This window comes from Kitasatospora sp. NPDC059577 (assembly GCF_042735475.1).
GTDB lineage: Bacteria > Actinomycetota > Actinomycetes > Streptomycetales > Streptomycetaceae > Kitasatospora.
The window spans coordinates 62,436-80,723 of the sequence record NZ_JBHWBZ010000025.1 but is presented as its reverse complement, the minus strand read 5'-3'; the positions used below and the strand labels follow the sequence as shown (position 1 = coordinate 80,723).

At 74.3% G+C, this 18,288-nt stretch carries 19 protein-coding genes; 11 read left to right on the top strand and 8 right to left on the bottom strand.

The genetic code is table 11. The features are described from left to right. Positions 1 to 160: 160 nt before the first annotated feature. Genes ACFV0O_RS20895 through ACFV0O_RS20885 form a run of 3 tightly spaced genes read left to right on the top strand, consistent with a single transcriptional unit; the run spans position 161 to position 3,176 of the window. Positions 161 to 1,192 carry an ABC transporter ATP-binding protein gene (locus ACFV0O_RS20895; protein WP_380343769.1) on the top strand — a complete coding sequence of 344 codons (1,032 nt, stop codon included), beginning with the start codon at positions 161 to 163 and terminating at the stop codon, positions 1,190 to 1,192. Further along, on the top strand, positions 1,189 to 1,911 hold the full coding sequence (locus ACFV0O_RS20890; RefSeq protein ID WP_380343766.1) for an ABC transporter permease: 723 nt from the start codon (positions 1,189 to 1,191) through the stop codon (positions 1,909 to 1,911). Before ACFV0O_RS20895 ends, ACFV0O_RS20890 begins: the two co-directional genes overlap by 4 nt. Positions 1,912 to 1,919: 8 nt before the next feature. Further along, on the top strand, positions 1,920 to 3,176 hold the full coding sequence (locus ACFV0O_RS20885; RefSeq protein ID WP_380343763.1) for a sensor histidine kinase: 1,257 nt from the start codon (positions 1,920 to 1,922) through the stop codon (positions 3,174 to 3,176). Positions 3,177 to 3,223: 47 nt separating this feature from the next. On the opposite strand, the gene ACFV0O_RS20880 is transcribed toward ACFV0O_RS20885, so the two are convergent. Together ACFV0O_RS20880 and ACFV0O_RS20875 are read right to left on the bottom strand one after the other, a co-directional pair. Further along, entirely contained in the window at positions 3,224 to 4,693 is a 1,470-nt protein-coding gene (locus ACFV0O_RS20880; RefSeq protein WP_380343760.1) for a sensor histidine kinase, read from the bottom strand. A gap of 2 nt (positions 4,694 to 4,695) precedes the next feature. After that, a complete protein-coding gene (locus ACFV0O_RS20875; protein WP_380343757.1) occupies positions 4,696 to 5,361 on the bottom strand; it encodes a response regulator transcription factor in 666 nt (221 codons plus the stop codon). Between the two features lie 143 nt (positions 5,362 to 5,504). Between ACFV0O_RS20875 and murJ the strand changes: the two genes are divergently transcribed. From murJ to ACFV0O_RS20860, 3 genes are read left to right on the top strand one after another with little or no spacing between them, the layout of a single operon-like run. Further along, on the top strand, positions 5,505 to 7,280 hold the full coding sequence (murJ, locus tag ACFV0O_RS20870) for a murein biosynthesis integral membrane protein MurJ (RefSeq protein WP_380343755.1): 1,776 nt from the start codon (positions 5,505 to 5,507) through the stop codon (positions 7,278 to 7,280). 46 nt (positions 7,281 to 7,326) lie between these two features. Beyond that, the gene (locus tag ACFV0O_RS20865) at positions 7,327 to 7,689 is read left to right on the top strand and encodes a hypothetical protein (RefSeq protein ID WP_380343752.1); all 363 of its coding nucleotides are present in this window, start codon (positions 7,327 to 7,329) and stop codon (positions 7,687 to 7,689) included. Positions 7,690 to 7,703: 14 nt separating this feature from the next. Continuing rightward, positions 7,704 to 8,054 carry a hypothetical protein gene (locus tag ACFV0O_RS20860; protein ID WP_360261041.1) on the top strand — a complete coding sequence of 117 codons (351 nt, stop codon included), beginning with the start codon at positions 7,704 to 7,706 and terminating at the stop codon, positions 8,052 to 8,054. A gap of 52 nt (positions 8,055 to 8,106) precedes the next feature. Here the strand turns inward: ACFV0O_RS20860 and ACFV0O_RS20855 are convergent, their stop codons facing one another. Both ACFV0O_RS20855 and ACFV0O_RS20850 read right to left on the bottom strand, forming a co-directional pair. Continuing rightward, a complete protein-coding gene (locus ACFV0O_RS20855; protein WP_380343748.1) occupies positions 8,107 to 8,607 on the bottom strand; it encodes a GNAT family N-acetyltransferase in 501 nt (166 codons plus the stop codon). Next, positions 8,601 to 9,554, bottom strand: a complete 954-nt coding sequence (locus tag ACFV0O_RS20850; RefSeq protein WP_380343745.1) for a MerR family transcriptional regulator — start codon at positions 9,552 to 9,554, stop codon at positions 8,601 to 8,603. Before ACFV0O_RS20850 ends, ACFV0O_RS20855 begins: the two co-directional genes overlap by 7 nt. 64 nt (positions 9,555 to 9,618) lie before the next feature. On the opposite strand from ACFV0O_RS20850, the gene ACFV0O_RS20845 reads away from it, so the two are divergent. Then, complete coding sequence (locus ACFV0O_RS20845; protein WP_360261048.1) at positions 9,619 to 10,248, top strand: response regulator transcription factor; 630 nt, start codon at positions 9,619 to 9,621, stop codon at positions 10,246 to 10,248. Positions 10,249 to 10,260: 12 nt separating this feature from the next. Here ACFV0O_RS20845 and ACFV0O_RS20840 read toward each other — a convergent pair whose 3' ends face one another. Continuing rightward, complete coding sequence (locus ACFV0O_RS20840; RefSeq protein WP_380343741.1) at positions 10,261 to 11,133, bottom strand: transglutaminase family protein; 873 nt, start codon at positions 11,131 to 11,133, stop codon at positions 10,261 to 10,263. 100 nt (positions 11,134 to 11,233) lie between these two features. After that, a complete protein-coding gene (locus tag ACFV0O_RS20835) occupies positions 11,234 to 12,178 on the bottom strand; it encodes a GNAT family N-acetyltransferase (RefSeq protein WP_380343739.1) in 945 nt (314 codons plus the stop codon). A 199-nt stretch (positions 12,179 to 12,377) separates the two neighbouring features. Here ACFV0O_RS20835 and fdxA point away from each other — a divergent pair, with 199 nt between their 5' ends. After that, on the top strand, positions 12,378 to 12,704 hold the full coding sequence (gene fdxA / locus ACFV0O_RS20830; RefSeq protein ID WP_030061559.1) for a ferredoxin: 327 nt from the start codon (positions 12,378 to 12,380) through the stop codon (positions 12,702 to 12,704). A 20-nt stretch (positions 12,705 to 12,724) separates the two neighbouring features. Further along, complete coding sequence (gene dapC, locus ACFV0O_RS20825; protein WP_380343736.1) at positions 12,725 to 13,873, top strand: succinyldiaminopimelate transaminase; 1,149 nt, start codon at positions 12,725 to 12,727, stop codon at positions 13,871 to 13,873. A 96-nt stretch (positions 13,874 to 13,969) separates the two neighbouring features. Here the strand turns inward: dapC and ACFV0O_RS20820 are convergent, their stop codons facing one another. Next, positions 13,970 to 14,773 carry a hypothetical protein gene (locus ACFV0O_RS20820; protein ID WP_380343734.1) on the bottom strand — a complete coding sequence of 268 codons (804 nt, stop codon included), beginning with the start codon at positions 14,771 to 14,773 and terminating at the stop codon, positions 13,970 to 13,972. A 304-nt stretch (positions 14,774 to 15,077) separates the two neighbouring features. Further along, positions 15,078 to 16,142 carry a hypothetical protein gene (locus ACFV0O_RS20815; RefSeq protein WP_380343731.1) on the bottom strand — a complete coding sequence of 355 codons (1,065 nt, stop codon included), beginning with the start codon at positions 16,140 to 16,142 and terminating at the stop codon, positions 15,078 to 15,080. Between the two features lie 144 nt (positions 16,143 to 16,286). Here ACFV0O_RS20815 and dapE point away from each other — a divergent pair, with 144 nt between their 5' ends. Further along, the gene (gene dapE, locus ACFV0O_RS20810; RefSeq protein WP_360259624.1) at positions 16,287 to 17,363 is read left to right on the top strand and encodes a succinyl-diaminopimelate desuccinylase; all 1,077 of its coding nucleotides are present in this window, start codon (positions 16,287 to 16,289) and stop codon (positions 17,361 to 17,363) included. A 114-nt stretch (positions 17,364 to 17,477) separates the two neighbouring features. After that, a complete protein-coding gene (locus tag ACFV0O_RS20805) occupies positions 17,478 to 18,287 on the top strand; it encodes a TIGR00730 family Rossman fold protein (RefSeq protein ID WP_380343728.1) in 810 nt (269 codons plus the stop codon). Position 18,288 lies beyond the last annotated feature (1 nt).

The following is an 18,288-nucleotide window of genomic DNA, read 5'->3' as shown; positions in this document are numbered from 1 at the left end:
CCGCGGCGGGTACCCCTGTGGGGGGTACCGGCCTTCGGCATGACATCCGTCATGCCGAAGGCACGACGGCGGACACTGCCGCCGCCGACCGCCCGCGCGGGACCCTGAACCGGTGCGAACAGCACCGGACGCGACAGCACCAGGGAAGAGGAGCCGGGCGATGGACACCGAGGTGGCCGCCTTCCGCGGCGTGGGCAAGAGCTACGGGCGGGTGCGCGCCGTGGACGGACTGGACCTCGTGCTGCGGCCGGGCGAGACCGTGGCCCTGCTCGGCCCGAACGGCGCCGGGAAGTCCACCAGCCTGGACCTGCTGCTGGGGCTCCGCGAGCCCGACCGGGGCAGCGTGACGCTCTTCGGGGGCACCCCGCGGGCGGCGATCGCGGCCGGCCGGGTCGGCGCGATGCTGCAGAGCGGCGGGCTGATGTCCGACGTCAAGGTGCGCGAGCTGGTGCGGCTCGCCTGCGACGTGCACCCGCGCGGCCGGTCGGTCACGGGGGTGCTGACCGACGCGGGGATCACCGAGCTGGCGGAGCGCCGGGTAGACAAGCTGTCCGGCGGCCAGGAGCAGCGGGTCCGCTTCGCCCTGGCGATCGCGGGCGACAGCGATCTGATCGTGCTGGACGAACCCACCACCGGCATGGACGTCGGCGTCCGGCAGTCGTTCTGGGCGAGCATGCGGGCGCAGGCCGACGCCGGGCGCACGGTGCTGTTCGCGACCCACTACCTGGAGGAGGCCGACTCGATCGCCGACCGCGTCCTGGTGCTGCACCGGGGCCGGCTGATCGCCGACGGCAGCTCCGCCGAGATCAAGGCGCGGGCCGGGGTGCGCCGGATCGCCTTCGAGCTCCACGACGGCGACGGGCAGGCCGACGAGCGCCTGCTGCGCACCCTGCCGGGCGTGCAGTCGCTGGACGTCACGGCCCGGGTCCCGGGCGTGCGGACGGTGCGGATCCGGACCGCGGACGCCGACGCGAGCGTCGCCGGGCTCTACCGGGCGGGCCTGTACCCGCGCGGGCTGGAGGTCACCGGCGTGGGCCTGGAACAGGCCTTCCTGACCATCACCGGCGAGCTGGACCGCGCGGCCGGGCCCCGGAGCGCCGACGGTGCCGACGGTGCCGGGAACGCCGGGAACGCCGGGAGCGCCGGGAGCACCGCCACCGGCCGGAGCGTCGACAAGGAGAGCGTGCGATGACGACCCTGATCCGGCTGGAGGTCCTGCGGACCCTGCGCAACCGGCGCTACCTGTTCTTCACCGTGCTGTACCCGGCCCTGATGTACGTCTTCTTCATCCACGCCTACGGGGCCGCCGACCAGGCCGGCGGACTGCCGGTGAAGACCTACTTCATGGTCTCGATGGCCACCTTCGGCGCGGTCGGCGCGGTGCTGACCGGCAGCGCGCAGCGGATCTCGCTGGAGCGCAAGAGCGGCTGGACCCGGCAGCTGCGGCTGACCGCGCTGCCCGGCCGGGCGTACACCGTCGGCAAGATCGCGGCGAGCGCGGTCACCACGCTGCCGGCGATCCTGGTGGTCTTCGCGGTCGGCGCGGCCCAGGGCGTCGTGCTCAGTGCGGCGCAGTGGACCGGGCTGGGCCTCGCGCTGTGGCTGGGCAGCTTCGTCTTCGCGGCGCTCGGCGTGGCGCTCGGGTACGCGGCGGCGCCGGACGCGGTGCAGCCGATCGTGATGATCACCTACATGGCGATGGCGCTGTTCGGCGGGACCTGGTTCCCGGTGAGCGGTTCGCTGGAGAAGTTCGCCCGGTTCGACCCGGTGTACCTGTACAACCACCTGGCGGGCTTCACCCGGCCCGGGCACTCCCTGGACACCGTCGCGGTCGCCGGGCTGGCGGGTTTCCTGGTGGTGTTCGTCGTCGCCGCGGCGGCCCTGTACCGGCGCGACACCCGACAGGCATGATGATCCACATGAGCGACGCGCGTCAGACCCACGGCCCCGACGAGTCGCCGAAGGCGGGTGCGGAGCGCGCGTCGTTCATGAGCGTGCCCGGTTCCCCGGTGGAGACCAGGCGGCAGCTGGTGGTCAAGGTCTCCTGGATGCTGCTGTGGATGACCTACCTGGCCTACCCGGCGGGCGACCTGGTGAGCGGGGGCCACAGTACGGCCGACCGGGTGTTCGGCTGGTGCTGCCTGGCCGGGTTCGTGGCGGCGTACGTGCTGCTGGTGATCTTCCGCTCACAGTCGGGGATGCGGCCGCGGGCCTGCCGGGTGATCGTCGCGACGATGATCGTGCTGGCCTCGGTGGCGCCCTTCGTCCTCGGCGACGCCTTCCTCACCCTGTTCATCTACGCCTCGGTGTGCGTCGCGATCATCACCCCGGCGAACTACGCGCTGGGCGCCCTCGGGGCCATGGCCGGGCTCACCGCCGCGGTCGGCCTGCTGAGCGGCGTCGACACCGACAACATCGCCACCTTCACGCTCAGCGCCTTCCTGGCCGGGGTCGCGATGACCGGCCTCCAGCGGCTGGTCGCCACCATGAAGGAACTGCGCGAGGCCCGGGCCGCCGTCGCGCACCTGGCCGCCTCCGAGGAGCGGCTGCGACTCGCCCGCGACCTGCACGACCTGCTCGGGCACTCGCTCTCGCTGATCACCCTGAAGAGCGAGCTGGCCGGCCGGTTCATGGACGCGGGCGCCGACGAGAAGGCGCGGGCGCAGGTCGCCGACATCGAACAGGTCGCCCGGCAGTCGCTGATCGACGTCCGGGAGGCGGTGACCGGCTTCCGCCGGCCGACCCTGCCGGTCGAACTCGCCGCCGCCCGTACCGCGCTGGCCGCCGCCCAGGTCCGGCTGGAGGCCGCGCCGGAGCTGGTGGACAGCTGGCCGGGGCTGGCCGACGAGGAGGCGGGCGCGCTGGCCTGGGCGCTGCGCGAGGCCGTCACCAACATCGTCCGGCACGGCGAGGGCGCCACCGTCTGCACGGTGACGGCCGACGAGAGCTGGGAGGAGCACGGCGGGCGCTACGCCGTGCTGGAGGTCGCCGACAACGGGCGCGGGCCGGGCAAGTCCCAGCCGGGGAACGGGCTGTCCGGGCTGGAGGAGCGGCTGGCGCTGGTCGGCGGGCGGCTGGAGACCGGGCCCGGGGAGCGGGGGAAGGGCTTCCGGATGCGGGCCTCGGTTCCGCTGCGGACGGTGACCGTCGCGCCCGACGCCTCGAAGGTGGGGTAGCGCCCGCCCCCTCGAAGGACGGCCGGCGCCCGGGCCCCGGCGCAGGGTCAGGTGCGGCTCGCGGGCTCCCGCCCGCCGGAGTCCGCGGACCGTCCCCGGCCGGCCGCCTCGACGGGCGGCAGCTCCAGGACGAAGCGGGCGCCGCGCGGGGCGTGGGCGACGCGCAGGGTGCCGCCGTGGCGGGTGGCGACGTCCGCCGCGATGGCCAGGCCCAGACCGCTGCCGCCGGCGTCCCGGCTACGGGCCTCGTCGAGCCGGGTGAACGGCTCGAAGATCCGCTCGCGGTCCTCCGGCGGCACGCCCGGGCCGTCGTCCCGGATCTCCACGACGCAGCCGTAGGCGCTCTGCCGCGCGGACATCGTCACCTCGGTGGCCGCGTGCCGCTGGGCGTTGTCCAGCAGGTTGCGCACCAGCCGGTGCAGCCGGATCCGGCTGCCGTGCACCAGCACCGCCTCGGCCGCGTCCACCCGCAGGGTGAGCCGGGCGCCGAGGACCGGGCGGTACTGGTCGGCGAGTTCGCGCAGCACGGCGGACAGGTCGACGGTGCCGAGCCGGCCGGCCGTCGCCGGGTGGGTGCCGCGGGCCAGGAACAGCAGGTCCTCGGTGAGCTGCTGGAGGCGTTCGACCGAGGTGAGCGCCTCCCGGGTCGCGGCGGGCCAGTCGGTGTGCTCGGGGTGGGCGAGCGAGACCTCCAGGTTGGTGCGCAGGGCCGCGATCGGGCTGCGCAGCTCGTGCGAGGCGTCCGCGACGAAGCGCTGCTGTTGGGCGGCGGAGCGTTCCAGCCGGTCCAGGGTGGCGTTGGTGGCCCGGGCCATCCGGGTGATCTCGTCGCCGGAGCGCGGCACCGGGACGCGGCGGTCCAGCCGGTGCTCGCCGATCTCGGCCAGCTCGGCGCGGATCGCGTCCACCGGGCGCAGCGCGCGGCTGGTCGCGATCCAGGCCATCAGCGCGACCAGCAGGGCGGCGGTCGGCACACCGGCCCGGAGCACCGGGTCGATGCTGTGCAGCGAGGCCTCGGCGGCGAACGGGGTGGCCAGCACGTACACCGTGAACGGGCCGACCGTCGGCTTCACCTGGGTGCCGTCCTTGCGCAGCAGCGGGCTCCAACTGCCCATCGCGGTGAAGGCGCGCCCCGAGTAGCGGTTGGCGGCGGCCGTGCCCGCGGGGCCGATGGAGATCCGCTGGACCGTCTGCCAGTCGTCCGGTGCCAGGTGCGGCACGGCGGCCGGCAGCGGCCCGGTCAGGTGCTGGGTGGTCAGCGGGCCCCCCATGAGCAGCACTTGACCGTCGCTGCCCAGCACCACGTACGGCAGCTGCCAGCTGTCCGTCACCTGCTGGCCGTACTTGAAGCCGTTGCTGAGTTCCCGGGCCTGTGCCTTCGCCTCCGCGTTCGCGGCCTGCACCTGGGCGTCGTACATGTGGCCGCGCAGCCACCAGGCGCCGCCGCCGAGCAGCAGCAGCGCCGCCAGGCCGGCCGCCAGCGAGGTGCGCAGACGGGTGGAGAGGCGGCTGAGCACGGTCAGGACTCCATTCGGTAGCCGGCGCCGCGCACGGTGGTGATCGAGCGGACGCCGAACGGGGTGTCCACCTTGCGGCGCAGCATGCTGACGTACACCTCGACGATGGACTCCTCGCCGTCGAAGGCGATGTCCCACACCTCGTCGACGATCCGGCGCTTGGACAGCACCTCGCCGGGGTGCTCGACCAGGCAGCGCAGCACGGCGAACTCGCGCTCGGTGAGGGTGATTTCGGCGCCGCCGCGGCCGCAGCGGCGGCCCGCCGGGTCCAGCCACAGGTCGCCCGCCCGCAGCAGCGGGCCGGGCGTCTGGCTGCGGCGGATCAGGGCGCGCAGGCGGGCCAGGAAGACCAGGTAGGAGAACGGCTTGGTGAGGTAGTCGTCGGCGCCGGTGTCCAGGCCCTCGGCCTCGTCGTACTCGCCGTCCTTGGCGGTCAGCATCAGGATCGGGGTGGTCACGCCGTCGGCGCGCAGCGCCTCGCACACCTTGTAGCCGTTCAGGCCGGGCAGCATGATGTCGAGCACGATCGCCCGGTAGGCGTGCCGTTGGGCCAGCCGCAGGCCGGTGAGACCGTCCGGGGCGAGGTCCACGGTGTAGCCCTCGGCCTCCAGGCCGCGCCGGACGGCCGCGGCGACCTGGGCGTCGTCCTCCACCACCAGAATCTCCATGCGGATCAGGATGCCACCGGCGCCGGATCCGTTCCTTAAGCGGCCTTCAGCTTTCTCAGCGTCGCTTCAGGGGTCTTGTCGCATGCTCTCGCCGTTTTCGCCGATCCGTTCGGGTCGGTGCCCGGAGCGAGAGGGGCTGGCGGATGACCGTTCTCCAGGAGGCCGTCGGGGTCCGTGACTTCGGGCCGCGGCCGGCACCGGCGTCCGCCGAGGAGCGCGCGGCGCGGGCCGGCGCCGAGTCGGCGGGGGTGGCCGCCGCACGTCGGCCGCCGGCACCGGGCGGCGCGGGGTCCGGCGCCGGGGCCGGGGCTTCGGCGGGGGTGGGGGCCTCGGCGGGGGCGGGCGTGCCGGTCGTGCCGGCGCCGCCCGGTCCGTCCGCCCGGCACCGCAAACCGCGGCGCACCGCCCCGCCCAGCCTGGTGATGGCGGCGGGGACGGTGGTGTCCCGGGCCACCGGCTTCGTCCGCTCGGCCGTCCTGGTGGCCGTCCTCGGCTCGGGGGTGCTCGCGGACGGGTACAACGTGGCGAACACGGTGCCCAACATCCTGTTCGTGCTGCTGATCGGCGGCGCGCTGAACACCGCGCTGGTGCCCCATCTGGTGCGCGCCGCCAAGGAGTCGGCGGACGGCGGGGCCGCGCACGTCGACCGGCTGGTGACGGTGCTGGTGACGGCCCTGCTGGTGCTGACGGCCGTGGCGGTGCCGGCCGCGCCGCTCGTCGTGCGGGCGTACACCTCGTACGGCGGAGCGCAGTTGGACCGTACGGTGCTGCTGGCGTACCTGTGCCTGCCGCAGGTGTTCTGCTACGGGCTGTTCACCGTGCTGGGCCAGATCCTGAACGCCCGGCGGCGGTTCGCGCCGATGGCGTGGGCGCCGGTTCTGAACAACCTGGTCGTGATCGCGGTCTTCGGCGCCTACATCGGCCAACGGTCCTTCTCCGCCACCGACTTGACCGTGCTCGGTGCCGGTACGACGGCGGGCGTGGTCGCGCAGAGCCTGGTGCTGCTGCCGTGCCTGCGGGCCGCCGGGGTGCGGCTGCGGCCGCGCTGGGACTGGCGGCAGGCCGGGCTCGGCGAGCCGCTGCGGGCCGCCGGGTGGACGCTGCTGCTCGTGCTCAGCGACCAGGTCGGCTACTGGGTGGTGACCCGGCTGGCCACGCTCGACGGCGCGCGGGCCGCCGAGGCCGGGCTCCCCGGCGTCGGGTACACGGCGTACAGCAGCGCCTACCTGCTCTGGATCGTGCCGCACGGCGTGGTCACGGTGTCCCTGGTGACCGCCGTCGTCCCCGCGCTCACCGCGGCCGCCGACGCCCCGCACACCGTGCGTACCGTCCTCGCCCGCACCGTCCGCACGATCGGCGTGGTCACCGTCCCGGCGGCCTGCGCGTTCGCCGTCCTCGCGCCGCAGCTGTGCGCCCTCGCCTTCGGCCACGGCCGCACCGACTCCGCCGACGTCCAGGCGATCGCGGGCATGCTGACCGCCTTCGCGCCCGGCCTGGTCCTCTACTCGGCCTCCTACGCGCTGACCCGCGCCTTCTACGCGCTCGGCGACAGCCGCACGCCCTTCCTGCTCAACCTCCTGCCCGTCGCCGCCACCGCGCTCGGCGCCCTGCTCTGCCACCGGCTGCTGCCGCTGCGCTGGGCCGTCACCGGGACGGCCGGCTGCTACGGCGGCTCGTTCCTGCTCACCTGCGTCGCCGCCCACCTGCTGCTGCGCCGCCGCCTCGGCCCGCTGCCCGTGCTGGGCGCGCACGTCAGGCTGCTCGCCGCCGCCCTCCCGGCCGCGGCCGCCGCCTGGTGGACCACCCGCTACGGCCTGCTGCCCGCCGTCGCCGTCCTCGCCGTCGGCTACCTGCTGCTCGCCCACCTCCTCCGCGTCGAAGAACTGTCCGCCCTCACCTCGCGATTGCGCCGCCGGTGAAGCCGATGAAGCCGATGGAACCGATGAAGCCGATGGAACCGAGGCGATGGAACCGATGAAGGTGATGGAACCGATGAAACCGATGACCTCCGTGAACCAGCTGCCCGCCGACGTCCGGCGCACCCTCGACGCCCTGCTCCGTCCGGGCCATCCGCTGCGCGCCCAACTCCCGCACCTGCGCATCGAGTCCCGCTGCGCCTGCGGCTGCACCGTCCACTTCACCGGCACCGGCACCGCCGCGCGCGCGGAGATCGTCGCCGAGGCGGGCCTCGGCGACGACGGCGAGGTGCTGCTGTTCGCCGAGGCCGGGAGCCTGTCCTGGCTGGAGGTGTGCTCCTGGACCGACCCCAAGCTCACCCTCGCCGAAGCCGCCCGTTTCCTGCGCGGGGAACCCTGCGACCCCCGCTGATCGTCCTCCCCGGCATGCCCACCGTTCTCGTTCTCGGCTTCGACCCGCACACCGTGCCCGGCATGGACGGCGACGGCGTGCGGGCCGTCCTCGACGCCGAACTCGCCCGCTTCGCCGACCACGGCATCGACGCCGCGATGACCCTGGTCGCCCCCGACGACACCGCCGAGCCCGCGATCGTCGCGGCGCTCGACGGCCGCGGGTGGGACGTGGTCGTCATCGGCGGCGGCATCCGCAAGCCCGAGCCGGCCCTCCCGTTCTTCGAACTCGTCGTCAACCTGGTCCGCCGGCACGCGCCGCAGGCCGCCATCGCCTTCAACACCAGCGCCGCGGACAGCGTCGAAGCCGCCCTGCGCCGGCTCTGAGCCCAGGCCGAGGCCGGGGCCTGGGCCTGGGCCGGCGAAGGCCCCGCCCCGGCTACCGCGTCGGGTGCGGGTCGGCCAGTTCGCGGCGGTAGGCGAGCCCCGGGCGCTCGGCGAGCAGGATCTCCTGCCGGAACCGGAAGCCGTTGCGGGCGAGCACTGCCTGGGAGGCGGCGTTGTCGACGGTGGTGGCCGCGGTCAGGAAGCGCAGGCCGTACGGGCCGGCCGCGAGCCGACAGACCTCGGCGACGGCGGCGGTGGCGATCCCGCGGCCGCCGGCGGACTCGGCGACGCGGTAGCCGAGTTCGGCTCCGCCGTCGGCGAGGTCGACCAGGTTGACCCGGCCGACGAGCTCGCCGTCCGCGTCCCGGACGACGTGGAACCGGCAGGTGCCCTCGGCCTGCTCGGCGAGGAGCGCGCCGTGCCGGGCCGGGAACTCGGCGAAGTAGGCGTCCCCGCGGTCCGGCACGCTGCGGGCGAAGTACGCGCGGTTGGTGCGTTCGAAGGCCAGCAGGGCGTCGGCGTGGTCGGGGCGGAGGAGTTCCAGGCTCAGCATCCGGCCATTCTGGCCCGCAGGGCCTCGGTGAACCACTCGAATACGTCCCGCAGGCTCTCCCGGGCGGGCCAGCCGTTGATGACCGCCAGCAGCTGCCAGTAGCGGTCCGCGCGGGGGTCGTTCGCCGTCCCGAGGCGGTCGGACAGCCACTGGCGCAGCTCCTCGTCGTCCGGGCGTCCGAAGGCCTCGGCGTAGGCGGCGGTCAGGGCCGCGACGACGGGGTCGGCGGCGGGGGAGGCGGGGGCGGTCCCGGCGGCCAGCGCGGCGCGGACCAGGGACGTCACGGTCCCGGTCAGCGCGATGTGCAGACCGCTGCGGTCCCCCTCCGCCCGCTCGGCGGCCTGGTGCTCGGCCATCTTCCGCACGGCCGCGCGGAAGTTCCGGTCCTGGACGAGTTCGCCCAGCTCGACCCAGGCCTCGACCTGCTCCGGCCGCGGCTCGTCGGGCAGTTCCGGCATCGCCGAGCGCATCATGGCGACGAACCCGGGGTCGGCGTCCAGGCCGCCGAAGGTCTCGTCGATGAAGTCGTGGACGAGACGCCGGCGTTCGGCGTCGGAGAGCTTGGCGAGTTTGTGCATCAGTCTCATCTCCTCGGGGGTGGAGCCGCGTTGGGCGACGGCGAGCAGCACCGCCCGGCGCAGCCGCAGGGTGCGGATCTGCACCTCCAGCGCCTCGGCGTGCGCGGCGGCGACCTCCTGCAGCGGGGCCTCCCGCTCCAGCACCCGGCGGACCGCGGGCAGGTCGAGCCCGAGTTCGCGCAGGGTGCGGACGAGGTCCAGCCGGGCGAGCGCGTGCACGTCGTACAGCCGGTAGCCGGCCGGGGTGCGGCCGGTGGGCGGGACGAGCCCGGTGTCGGCGTAGAACCGGACGGTCTTGACCGTGAGCCCGGTGCGCCGGGCGAGGTCGCCGATCGAGTACCGGATGTCGTCCGCAGTGCTGCCGTCCATGGGCACCACTGTGGACTCTCCCCCTGCCGGAGACTCAAGCCCGTTGCCCTCTAAGGTCATGGCCATGAACGACACTGACAACGGGGCCTCGATCCGCGTGCTGCTCGCCGAGGACCAGGGGATGGTCCGGGAGGCGCTGGCCGCGCTGCTCGGGCTGGAGGGGGACATCGACGTCGTCGCGCAGGTCGGGCGCGGGGACGAGGTGGTGTCGGCGGTGCTGGCGAACGAGGTGCAGGTCGCCGTGCTGGACATCGAGATGCCGGGGATGACCGGCATCGAGGCGGCGGCCGAACTGCGCCGGCAGGCGCCGCGCACCAAGGTGGTCATCGCGACGACCTTCGGGCGTCCCGGCTACCTGCGCCGGGCGATGGAGTCGGGCGCGGACGCGTTCCTGGTGAAGGACGCGCCTGCCTCCGAGCTGGCCGAGGCGATCCGCCGGGTGCTGCGCGGCGAGCGGGTGATCGACCCGGTGCTGGCGGCGGCCGCGCTGGCCGAGGGCGCCAACCCGCTGACTCCGCGCGAGCGGGACGTGCTGGGCGCGGCCGCCGACGGCGCGGTGAACGCCGACATCGCGCGGCGACTGCACCTGTCGGAGGGGACGGTCCGCAACTACCTCTCGATGGCGATCCAGAAGACCGAGGCCCGCAACCGCACCGAGGCAGTCCGGATCGCCCGCGAGAAGGGCTGGCTGTAGCCCCGTCGCGGATCAGTTCAGCCGGTGGCGGGCCGCCCGCGCCTCCTGCCGGACCTTGGCCGCCCCGTCCGGGTCGAAGGCGTCCAGGATCTGCGCGTACGCGTCCATCTCCGCCGAGCCGCCGAGGAAGTCCCCGGTGCGGACGAGGAGTTCGGCCCGCTCCAGCCGGAGCTGGGCGGGGTGGCGCGGCAGCAGCAGGGCGAGTTCGGTGGCCCAGAGCTGGGTGCGGGCGTGTTCGGGACGTTCGGAGGCCCAGGCCCGGATGTTGCCGAGCACCCGCAGCACGACGTCCAGCGGCTGGGCCGGGGAGAGCATCGAAGGCGTGAACTCGTGCCCGGCGGCGGCGACCAGGTGCTCGACGTCCCCGGGGTCGAGCAGCCGTCCGCCGTGGAACGGGTCGGCCAGGACGTAGTCGCCGCCGCCTCCCGGCCCGCCCACGGCGACGATGAAGTGGCCGGGCAACGCGACACCGTGGACGGTGAGCCCGGCCCGCCGTCCCACCGCCATCCACACCAGCGACAGGGTGATCGGCAGGCCGCGGCGCCGCCGCAGCACCTCGGGCAGCAGCGAGGACTCCAGCCGCCGGTAGTCGGCCTGCCGCCCGTGGAAGCGCTCCCGCCCGCCGAGGACGGCCGCGAGCAGGGCGGCGGTCTCCTCCGGTCCGGCGGGCGCCCGCTCGGCGACGGCCAGCCGGACGGCGGCCGCGTGCCGTTCCAGGGCGGCCTCGCAGGCCGCGAGCAGGGCGTCCACGCCCGGCGGCTCGCCGGGGTCGCCCGGGTCGAGCGCCGGGCCGTGCTCGGCGGCGGCGAGCAGGCAGAGCAGCACCGGGTCGGGCTGCTCCGCGCGGGCGGCGGTCCGGAAGCGGTCTCTGCTCTGCTCGGTCACGGTGACGGCGACGGCTTTCGTACGGCGGACGGACGGGGCGACGGGCGGTTCGGGCGACGGGCGACGGACGGTTCCGGCAGCGGACGGAACGACCCGAGCGCTACCCCTGGGGAAGAAGGGCGTAGTGGTAAGTGTGACTGGTCGTGAAGCCGAGTCGGTCATAGAGCGCGATCGCCCCGGCGTTCTCCGCCTCGACCTGCAGGTAACCGCCGCTCGCGCCCTCCTCGGCCGCCCGTGCGGCGAGCACCGCCATGACCGCGGTCGCCAGCCCGGCCCGGCGGGCGTACGGCTGGACCTCGATCGCGCCGAAGCAGGCCCACGGCCCCTCGATGACGCAGCGTCCGATCGCCAGCGGCGGCTGTCCCGGCGCGCCCGGCACGGTCGCGAACCAGACCGACGGGCCGCCGTGCAGCACCCGCAGCGCCGCCTCCTCGACCGCGGGGTCCCCGGTCACCCGCCGGTACAGCGACAGCCACGCCGGGTCCGCCGTCCGCGCCAGGCGCACCCGGTCGTGCCCGCCGCCGGTCCGGGCGAGCCCGGCCAGCGGGGCGGTGCGGACCAGGGTGGGCGCGTACCCGGCGCCGAGCCGGTCGAGTTCGGCGCGCAGCGGCTCCGGCGACCCCGGGGTGATCACCTCGACGTACGAGGGCAGCCCGCGCTCCGCGTACCAGGCGCGGACGGCCGCCAGGGCGTCCGGCAGCGGCAGCCCCGGGTCCCCGAGCGCCTGGACGGAGTTGGCCCGCCGGGTGAATCCGGCCGAGGCGCGCAGCGTCCACGCGCCGAGCGGCTGCTGCTCGACGGCCGGCCAGCCGCGGCCCGCGATCCGCTGCAGTTCGACCGGGTCGGTGACCGGCAGCGGAGCGCGCCGGGCGGGAAACGGCGGCACGACCTTGCCTGCGACCAGCAGCTTCTCCGGCAAGAAGACCGGGTCCCCGGTTCGAGGCACGATCGTCAACCCAAGATCGTCCCACGATGTGAGCACGCCGATCGAATCCCGGAACACCGGCCGGTCGTCCACGAACTCGGAGAGGCGTCGGACGGACACGCGTCGTCCCACGTCAGAGCGATCTATCCGGACCTCCGGACGATCGCTGACCGGGTTGCCTGTCGCCATGTGGCCACCTCCTGTGCATTTGCGGTCTCCGACCCGCGATACTAGGGGCGGGCATCGACGACGCCGCGCTCACCGCGCACGCGAGCAGAACAGAACGGGCCGCCAGGCCCTTCCTAGGAGGAACGACAGCGTGACCTACGTCATCGCGCAGCCTTGTGTCGACGTGAAGGACAAGGCGTGCATCGAAGAGTGCCCGGTTGACTGCATCTACGAGGGCGAGCGATCGCTCTACATCCACCCGGATGAGTGTGTCGACTGTGGCGCTTGCGAGCCGGTCTGCCCGGTCGAGGCGATCTTCTACGAGGACGACACTCCGGAGGAGTGGAAGGACTACTACAAGGCGAACGTCGAGTTCTTCGACGACCTGGGTTCGCCCGGTGGCGCCTCGAAGCTGGGCCTGATCGAGCGCGACCACCCGTTCATCGCCGCTCTGCCGCCGCAGAACGCCGACCACTGACGATCGGTGGCAACGAAGCTGTGAGCAACGACAGCACGCGCGCGCCGTTCCCGGGCCACCCGGGAGCGGCGCGCCGCGTTTCCGACCTCCTGCCGGTCTTCCCCTGGGACAAGCTGGAGCCGTACAAGGCGACCGCCCTCGCCCACCCGGGCGGCCTCTGCGACTTCTCCGTCGGCACCCCGGTGGACCCGGTCCCGGAGGTCGTCCAGAAGGCGCTGGCCGCGCACACCGACACCCCCGGTTACCCGACGGTCTGGGGCCCGCTGGAGCTGCGCGAGGCGATCGCCGGCTGGCTGCACCGGCGCCTCGGCGCCGCGATCGGCCCGCAGGCCGTCCTGCCGACCGTCGGCTCCAAGGAGCTGGTGGCCTGGCTGCCGACCCAGCTCGGCCTCGGCCCCGGCGACCAGGTCGCCTACCCCCGGCTGGCCTACCCGACGTACGAGGTGGGCGCCCGGCTGTGCGGCGCCGAACCGGTCGAGTACGACTCGGTGGACGAGCTGGACGGCTCCCGGGTGCGGCTGCTCTGGGTGAACTCGCCGTCCAACCCGACCGGCCGGGTGCTGGGCGCGGACGAGCTGCGTCGCGCCGTCGAGTGGGCCCGGGAGCACCGGGCGCTGCTGGTCAGCGACGAGTGCTACCTGGAGCTGGGCTGGGAGGCCGAGCCGGTCTCCGTCCTGCACCCGGAGGTGTGCGGCGAGGACCACGAGGGCCTGCTGGCCGTCCACTCGCTCTCCAAGCGTTCCAACCTGGCCGGCTACCGCGCCTCCTTCGTCGCGGGCGACCCGGTGGTGGTCCGGGAGCTGCTGGAGGTGCGCAAGCACGGGGGCATGATCGTGCCCGCCCCGGTCCAGGCCGCGACCGTCGCCGCGCTGGCGGACGACGCGCACGTGGCCGAGCAGCGCGGGCGGTACGCCGCCCGGCGCTCGGCGCTGCGGGCCGCGCTGGAGGCGTACGGCTTCCGGATCGAGCACTCCGAGGCGAGCCTCTACCTGTGGGCGACCCAGGACCGGCCGTGCTGGGAGACGGTGGCCGAGTTGGCCGGGCTGGGCATCCTGGTGGCGCCCGGCGACTTCTACGGTCCGGCCGGCGAGCGTTTCGTGCGGGTCGCCTTCACCGCGACCGACGAGCGGGTCGCCGCGGCCGTGGAGCGGCTGGCAGCGGCGCGCTGACCGCACGGCGAAGGGCCGGTGCTCCTCCTGGAACCGTGGGTTTCAGGAGGAGCACCGGCCCTTCGGCACGTGGACGTGCGGATCACCGCAAGCGGACTACAGCGGCAGGCCGCTGATGCTGCCGCCGTTCACGCCGCCCAGCAGGCCGCCGATCGGGCCGAGCGCGCCGGTGAGGCCGGACAGCGGGTTGTTCGGCCCGAGGTCGGCGCCGCCGAGGCGGTTGGCCGAACCGTGCTCGGCCAGGCCGAGCACGTCGGCGCCGGGCAGGCCGCCGGGCACGGCGTGCTGGACCGAGTCGAGCGGCAGCGCGCGCTCCACCGAGCCCAGCGGCAGCGCGTCGGTCACGGTGTTGGTGCCGGGGACGGCACCGGAGAGCTGACCGGCACCCGGCAGGGCGTGGGCGAGGGAGCCCGCCTGGGCGAGCCCGCCGACCGGGCCGGCGCCGGCGTCGGCGCTGCGGGTGGCCGCGCCCTTGCCGGTGACGGCCTCGCCGAGCTTGCCGGCCAGTGCCGAGGCGACCTTCGGGGTGACGGCGGAGAGCTGTCCGGTGGTGGCGGCGGTCTGGTCGACCGGCGCCGTCAGCGAGCTGGCCTTCTCGTTCGCCTCGGGGAGCTGGTGGGCGACGATGTTGCCGGCGGCGTCGGCGGAGGCCGGCACGCCCGCGGCGACGGTGGCCGCGCCGGTGGTGCCGGCGGCCTGGCCCAGCTGGTGGGTGGTGTGCTGCAGGGTGGAGCCGGTGTCGGTGTTGGTCAGCTGGCCCAGCGGCGCCGCGAGGTCGCTCTTGGGCAGCAGGGCGTCCCCGCCCAGGGCGGACGCGGAGCCGGCCGCGACCAGCGGGGTCGCTCCGGCGGCCACGACGAGCGCGGCCTGAGCGATCCGGCGCGTGAGGGGGTGAGACATGGGGCTCCTCGAAGGGGTCTGGTTCCGTCCCGTCCGCCCGTGGGACCGGGCGTGAACGACCGGGCGGACGACGTTGTTACCGCTTGAGAAGCCAGAAGGTTTCGGCCCGTGCAAGGAAAGTGTCTGACCGACCATCGGATCGTAGGACCGCAGCGGCGGCGCCCGCCGGGCCCCGCCGGGCGTCGCCGAACCGGCCCGGGCCAAGGGAAGTGACGGTTCTCCGCCCGGGGGTGACGGAACGGGGCCCGGGTCCACCGGGGTTGACCGGAATCACCCGTCCGGCGGCAACCCGTACGCCTGTTCGTCAGCCCTTGCCGGCCGGTGCCAGGGTGACCTGGACGAGCTTGGTCGAGGTGCCCGAGGTCTGCGGCTGCCAGCCGTCGTCCGACGTGGTCTTGCGCCAGATCTTCCCGTCGTAGGCGACCGTCGCGATGCCCAGCTGCTGGGCCTGGGCGACCGCCCAGTGGGCCACCTCCCAGCCGCTGGCGCGCTCCGCGCTCACCCCGCCGTCGGCCGTGCCGTCCGCGGAGGACGTCAGCGCGGCGGTGGCCGGGTCCGGGGTCAGCGACACCGCGTTCTCGGCACCCTTGATGGTCGAGGCGTAGCCGGTGGCCGGGGTGACCGTGCGGCCGAACTCCCGGCGCACCCGGTCGGACAGCACCTGGGCGCGGTCCGGCGCCGCGGCCGGGGTGGCCGTGGCGGTGGCGCCCGCGGTGGGGGAGGAGGAGTCCTGCGGGTCCGGCTTGGCGTAGTCGTGCACGATGCAGGAGAACGAGGCGGGCTCCCGGCCGGCCAGCGCCGAGGTGAGCAGGGTCGCCTTGGTCTCGTGCTTGGCGTACGCCTGCGGGTAGCCGCTCTTCTGCACCGCCTGCGCGGCGTCGGTCAGCGGCAGCCGGGTGTAGCCCGGGACCTTGACCAGGCCGTCCAGGAACTTGTTGGTCGCGTACACCGGGTCCGCGATCTGGTCCGGGGTGCCCCAGCCCATCGAGGGTCGCTGCTGGAACAGGCCGATCGAGTCCCGGTCGCCGCCCGCGAGGTTGCGCAGCTTGGACTCCTGCATGGCGGTCGCCAGCGAGATCGCGGTGGCCCGGTCCGGCAGCCCGCGCGAACGCGCCACCGCGGCGATCGTCGCGGCGTTCGCGGCCTGCGGCAGCTCCAGGGTGCCGTTGCCGGCCGCGGTCTTCACCGTGCAGCCCTCGGACTCGCCCGGCTTGAAGCCGAACCACCAGATGCCCACCACGGCAAGGCCCGCGACCAGCGCGAGGCCGAGCAACCCGACGATCACCATCAGCAGCGCGCGCAACGGCCCGCGGCGGCGGGCGGGCGCCGCCTCGTCGCCCGGCTCCGCGCTGCTCCTTCTCCTGGCCACCGTCGCCCCTCTCGCACCTGGTCCTTGATCCGACACCGTACCCACTCGGACGGATGTGCGGCGCCCCCCGGTTGCCGAACCGAAGCCGATCCGTGTCACAGGGCGACCACGGAGGGCATCCGGCCCGCGGACTAGGCTGGCGCCATGAGCAGCCTCGACCCGACGCCCCTGGACCTCACTCTCGACGGCGGCGCGCTGACCGCCCGGCTCGTCGACTTCCCCTCGGTGAGCGGCGACGAGCAGGCGCTCGCCGACGCCGTGGAGGCCGCGCTGCGCGGCTGCCCGCACCTCACCGTGGACCGGTACGGCAACAACGTGGTCGCCCGGACGAACCTGGGCCGCGCCGAGCGGGTCCTGCTGGCCGGCCACCTCGACACGGTGCCGATCGCCGACAACCTGCCCTCCTACGTCGAGGGCGACCTGCTGTACGGCTGCGGCACCTCGGACATGAAGTCCGGCGTGGCCGTCCAGCTGCGGCTCGCGGCCACCCTGCCCGAGCCCAACCGCGACCTCACCTTCGTGTTCTACGACTGCGAGGAGGTGGAGGCCCACCGCAACGGCCTCGGCCACCTCGCCAAGGACCGCCCGGAGTGGCTGGCCGCCGACTTCGCGGTGCTGATGGAGCCCAGCGGCGCCATGGTCGAGGGCGGTTGCCAGGGCACCCTGCGGGCGCAGGTCCGGCTCACCGGCGTGCGTGCCCACGCGGCCCGCAGCTGGCTCGGCGACAACGCCATCCACCGGGCCGCCGAGGTGCTCACCCGGCTCGCGGACTACCGGCCGCGCCGGGTGGAGATCGACGGACTGGAGTACCGCGAGGGCCTGAACGCGGTCCGGATCGACGGCGGCGTGGCCGGCAACGTCATCCCGGACGAGTGCGTCGTCACGGTCAACTTCCGCTACGCGCCGGACCGCAGCGAGGCGGACGCGGAGAAGCACGTGCGGGAGGTCTTCGACGGCTTCGAGCTGACCGTCACGGACTTCGCCCCGGGCGCCCTCCCCGGGCTCTCCCAGCCGGCCGCGCAGGCCTTCCTGGCGGCCACCGGCGGCCAGGCCCGGGCCAAGTTCGGCTGGACGGACGTCGCGCGCTTCAGCGCGCTGGGCGTCCCGGCGGTCAACTACGGCCCCGGCGACCCGAACCTCGCACACAAGCGGGAGGAGCACTGCTCGCTGAGCGCCATCGCCGAGACCGAGGAGCGGCTGCGCGCCTGGCTGACCGACTGAGCCCCCGGCCCCGGGACAGCTGATCCGATCAACGGTCGAACGCCATCTTCCGGTTGCCCAACCGACCTTCCCCCGTTGCCTGAAAACGGGGGAAGGCGGGCGTAGGGTTTCGTCATGACAGGCACAGGAGACGAGAAGCAGTACGGGCACGGACCCGAGCAGGTCGGCGTGCCGAAGAAGAAGAAGGCCTGGCCCGAGAAGCAGAAGGGCCCGGTGCTGGTGCGCCGGGACCAGGTCGGCACGAGCACCACGGACCAGCGCCTGCTGGACACCACCGGCCCCACCGACTGGCTGCACACCGACCCGTGGCGGGTGCTGCGGATCACCTCCGAGTTCGTCGAGGGCTTCGGCGCCCTCGCCGAACTCCCGCCCGCGATCAGCGTCTTCGGCTCCGCCCGGACCCCGGCCGACTCACCCGAGTACGAGGCCGGCATGGCCATCGGCCGGGCCCTCGCCGAGGCCGGCTACGCGGTGATCACCGGCGGCGGCCCCGGTGCGATGGAAGCCGCCAACCGCGGCGCCTCCGAAGCGGGCGGCCTCAGCGTCGGCCTCGGCATCGAGCTCCCCTTCGAGCAGGGCCTCAACGAGTACGTCGACCTCGGGCTGAACTTCCGTTACTTCTTCGTCCGCAAGACGATGTTCGTGAAGTACGCGCAGGGCTTCGTCGTCCTGCCCGGCGGCCTCGGCACCCTGGACGAGCTGTTCGAGGCGCTCACCCTGGTGCAGACGAAGAAGGTCACCCGCTTCCCGGTGATCCTCTACGGCACCGCGTACTGGGGCGGCCTCTTCGAGTGGCTGAAGAACACCCTCGTCGCGCAGGGCAAGGCGGCCCCGCACGACCTGGAGCTGTTCCACATCACCGACGAGGTCGACGAGGTCATGAAGATCCTCGCCGACGCCCGCCGGCCGGCGATCGAGATCTAGC

Bases quoted from the DNA above. Each gene is read 5' to 3' on its own strand.
- ACFV0O_RS20850 (WP_380343745.1), bottom strand. From the start codon at position 9,554: ATGGACGGCAGCACTGCGGACGACATCCGGTACTCGATCGGCGACCTC.
- ACFV0O_RS20805 (WP_380343728.1), top strand. From the start codon at position 17,478: ATGACAGGCACAGGAGACGAGAAGCAGTACGGGCACGGACCCGAGCAG.
- ACFV0O_RS20895 (WP_380343769.1), top strand. From the start codon at position 161: ATGGACACCGAGGTGGCCGCCTTCCGCGGCGTGGGCAAGAGCTACGGG.
- ACFV0O_RS20890 (WP_380343766.1), top strand. From the start codon at position 1,189: ATGACGACCCTGATCCGGCTGGAGGTCCTGCGGACCCTGCGCAACCGG.
- ACFV0O_RS20875 (WP_380343757.1), bottom strand. From the start codon at position 5,361: ATGGAGATTCTGGTGGTGGAGGACGACGCCCAGGTCGCCGCGGCCGTC.
- ACFV0O_RS20820 (WP_380343734.1), bottom strand. From the start codon at position 14,773: ATGTCTCACCCCCTCACGCGCCGGATCGCTCAGGCCGCGCTCGTCGTG.
- ACFV0O_RS20860 (WP_360261041.1), top strand. From the start codon at position 7,704: ATGCCCACCGTTCTCGTTCTCGGCTTCGACCCGCACACCGTGCCCGGC.
- ACFV0O_RS20865 (WP_380343752.1), top strand. From the start codon at position 7,327: ATGGAACCGATGAAGGTGATGGAACCGATGAAACCGATGACCTCCGTG.
- dapE (WP_360259624.1), top strand. From the start codon at position 16,287: ATGAGCAGCCTCGACCCGACGCCCCTGGACCTCACTCTCGACGGCGGC.
- ACFV0O_RS20855 (WP_380343748.1), bottom strand. From the start codon at position 8,607: ATGCTGAGCCTGGAACTCCTCCGCCCCGACCACGCCGACGCCCTGCTG.
- murJ (WP_380343755.1), top strand. From the start codon at position 5,505: ATGACCGTTCTCCAGGAGGCCGTCGGGGTCCGTGACTTCGGGCCGCGG.
- ACFV0O_RS20845 (WP_360261048.1), top strand. From the start codon at position 9,619: ATGAACGACACTGACAACGGGGCCTCGATCCGCGTGCTGCTCGCCGAG.
- ACFV0O_RS20885 (WP_380343763.1), top strand. From the start codon at position 1,920: ATGAGCGACGCGCGTCAGACCCACGGCCCCGACGAGTCGCCGAAGGCG.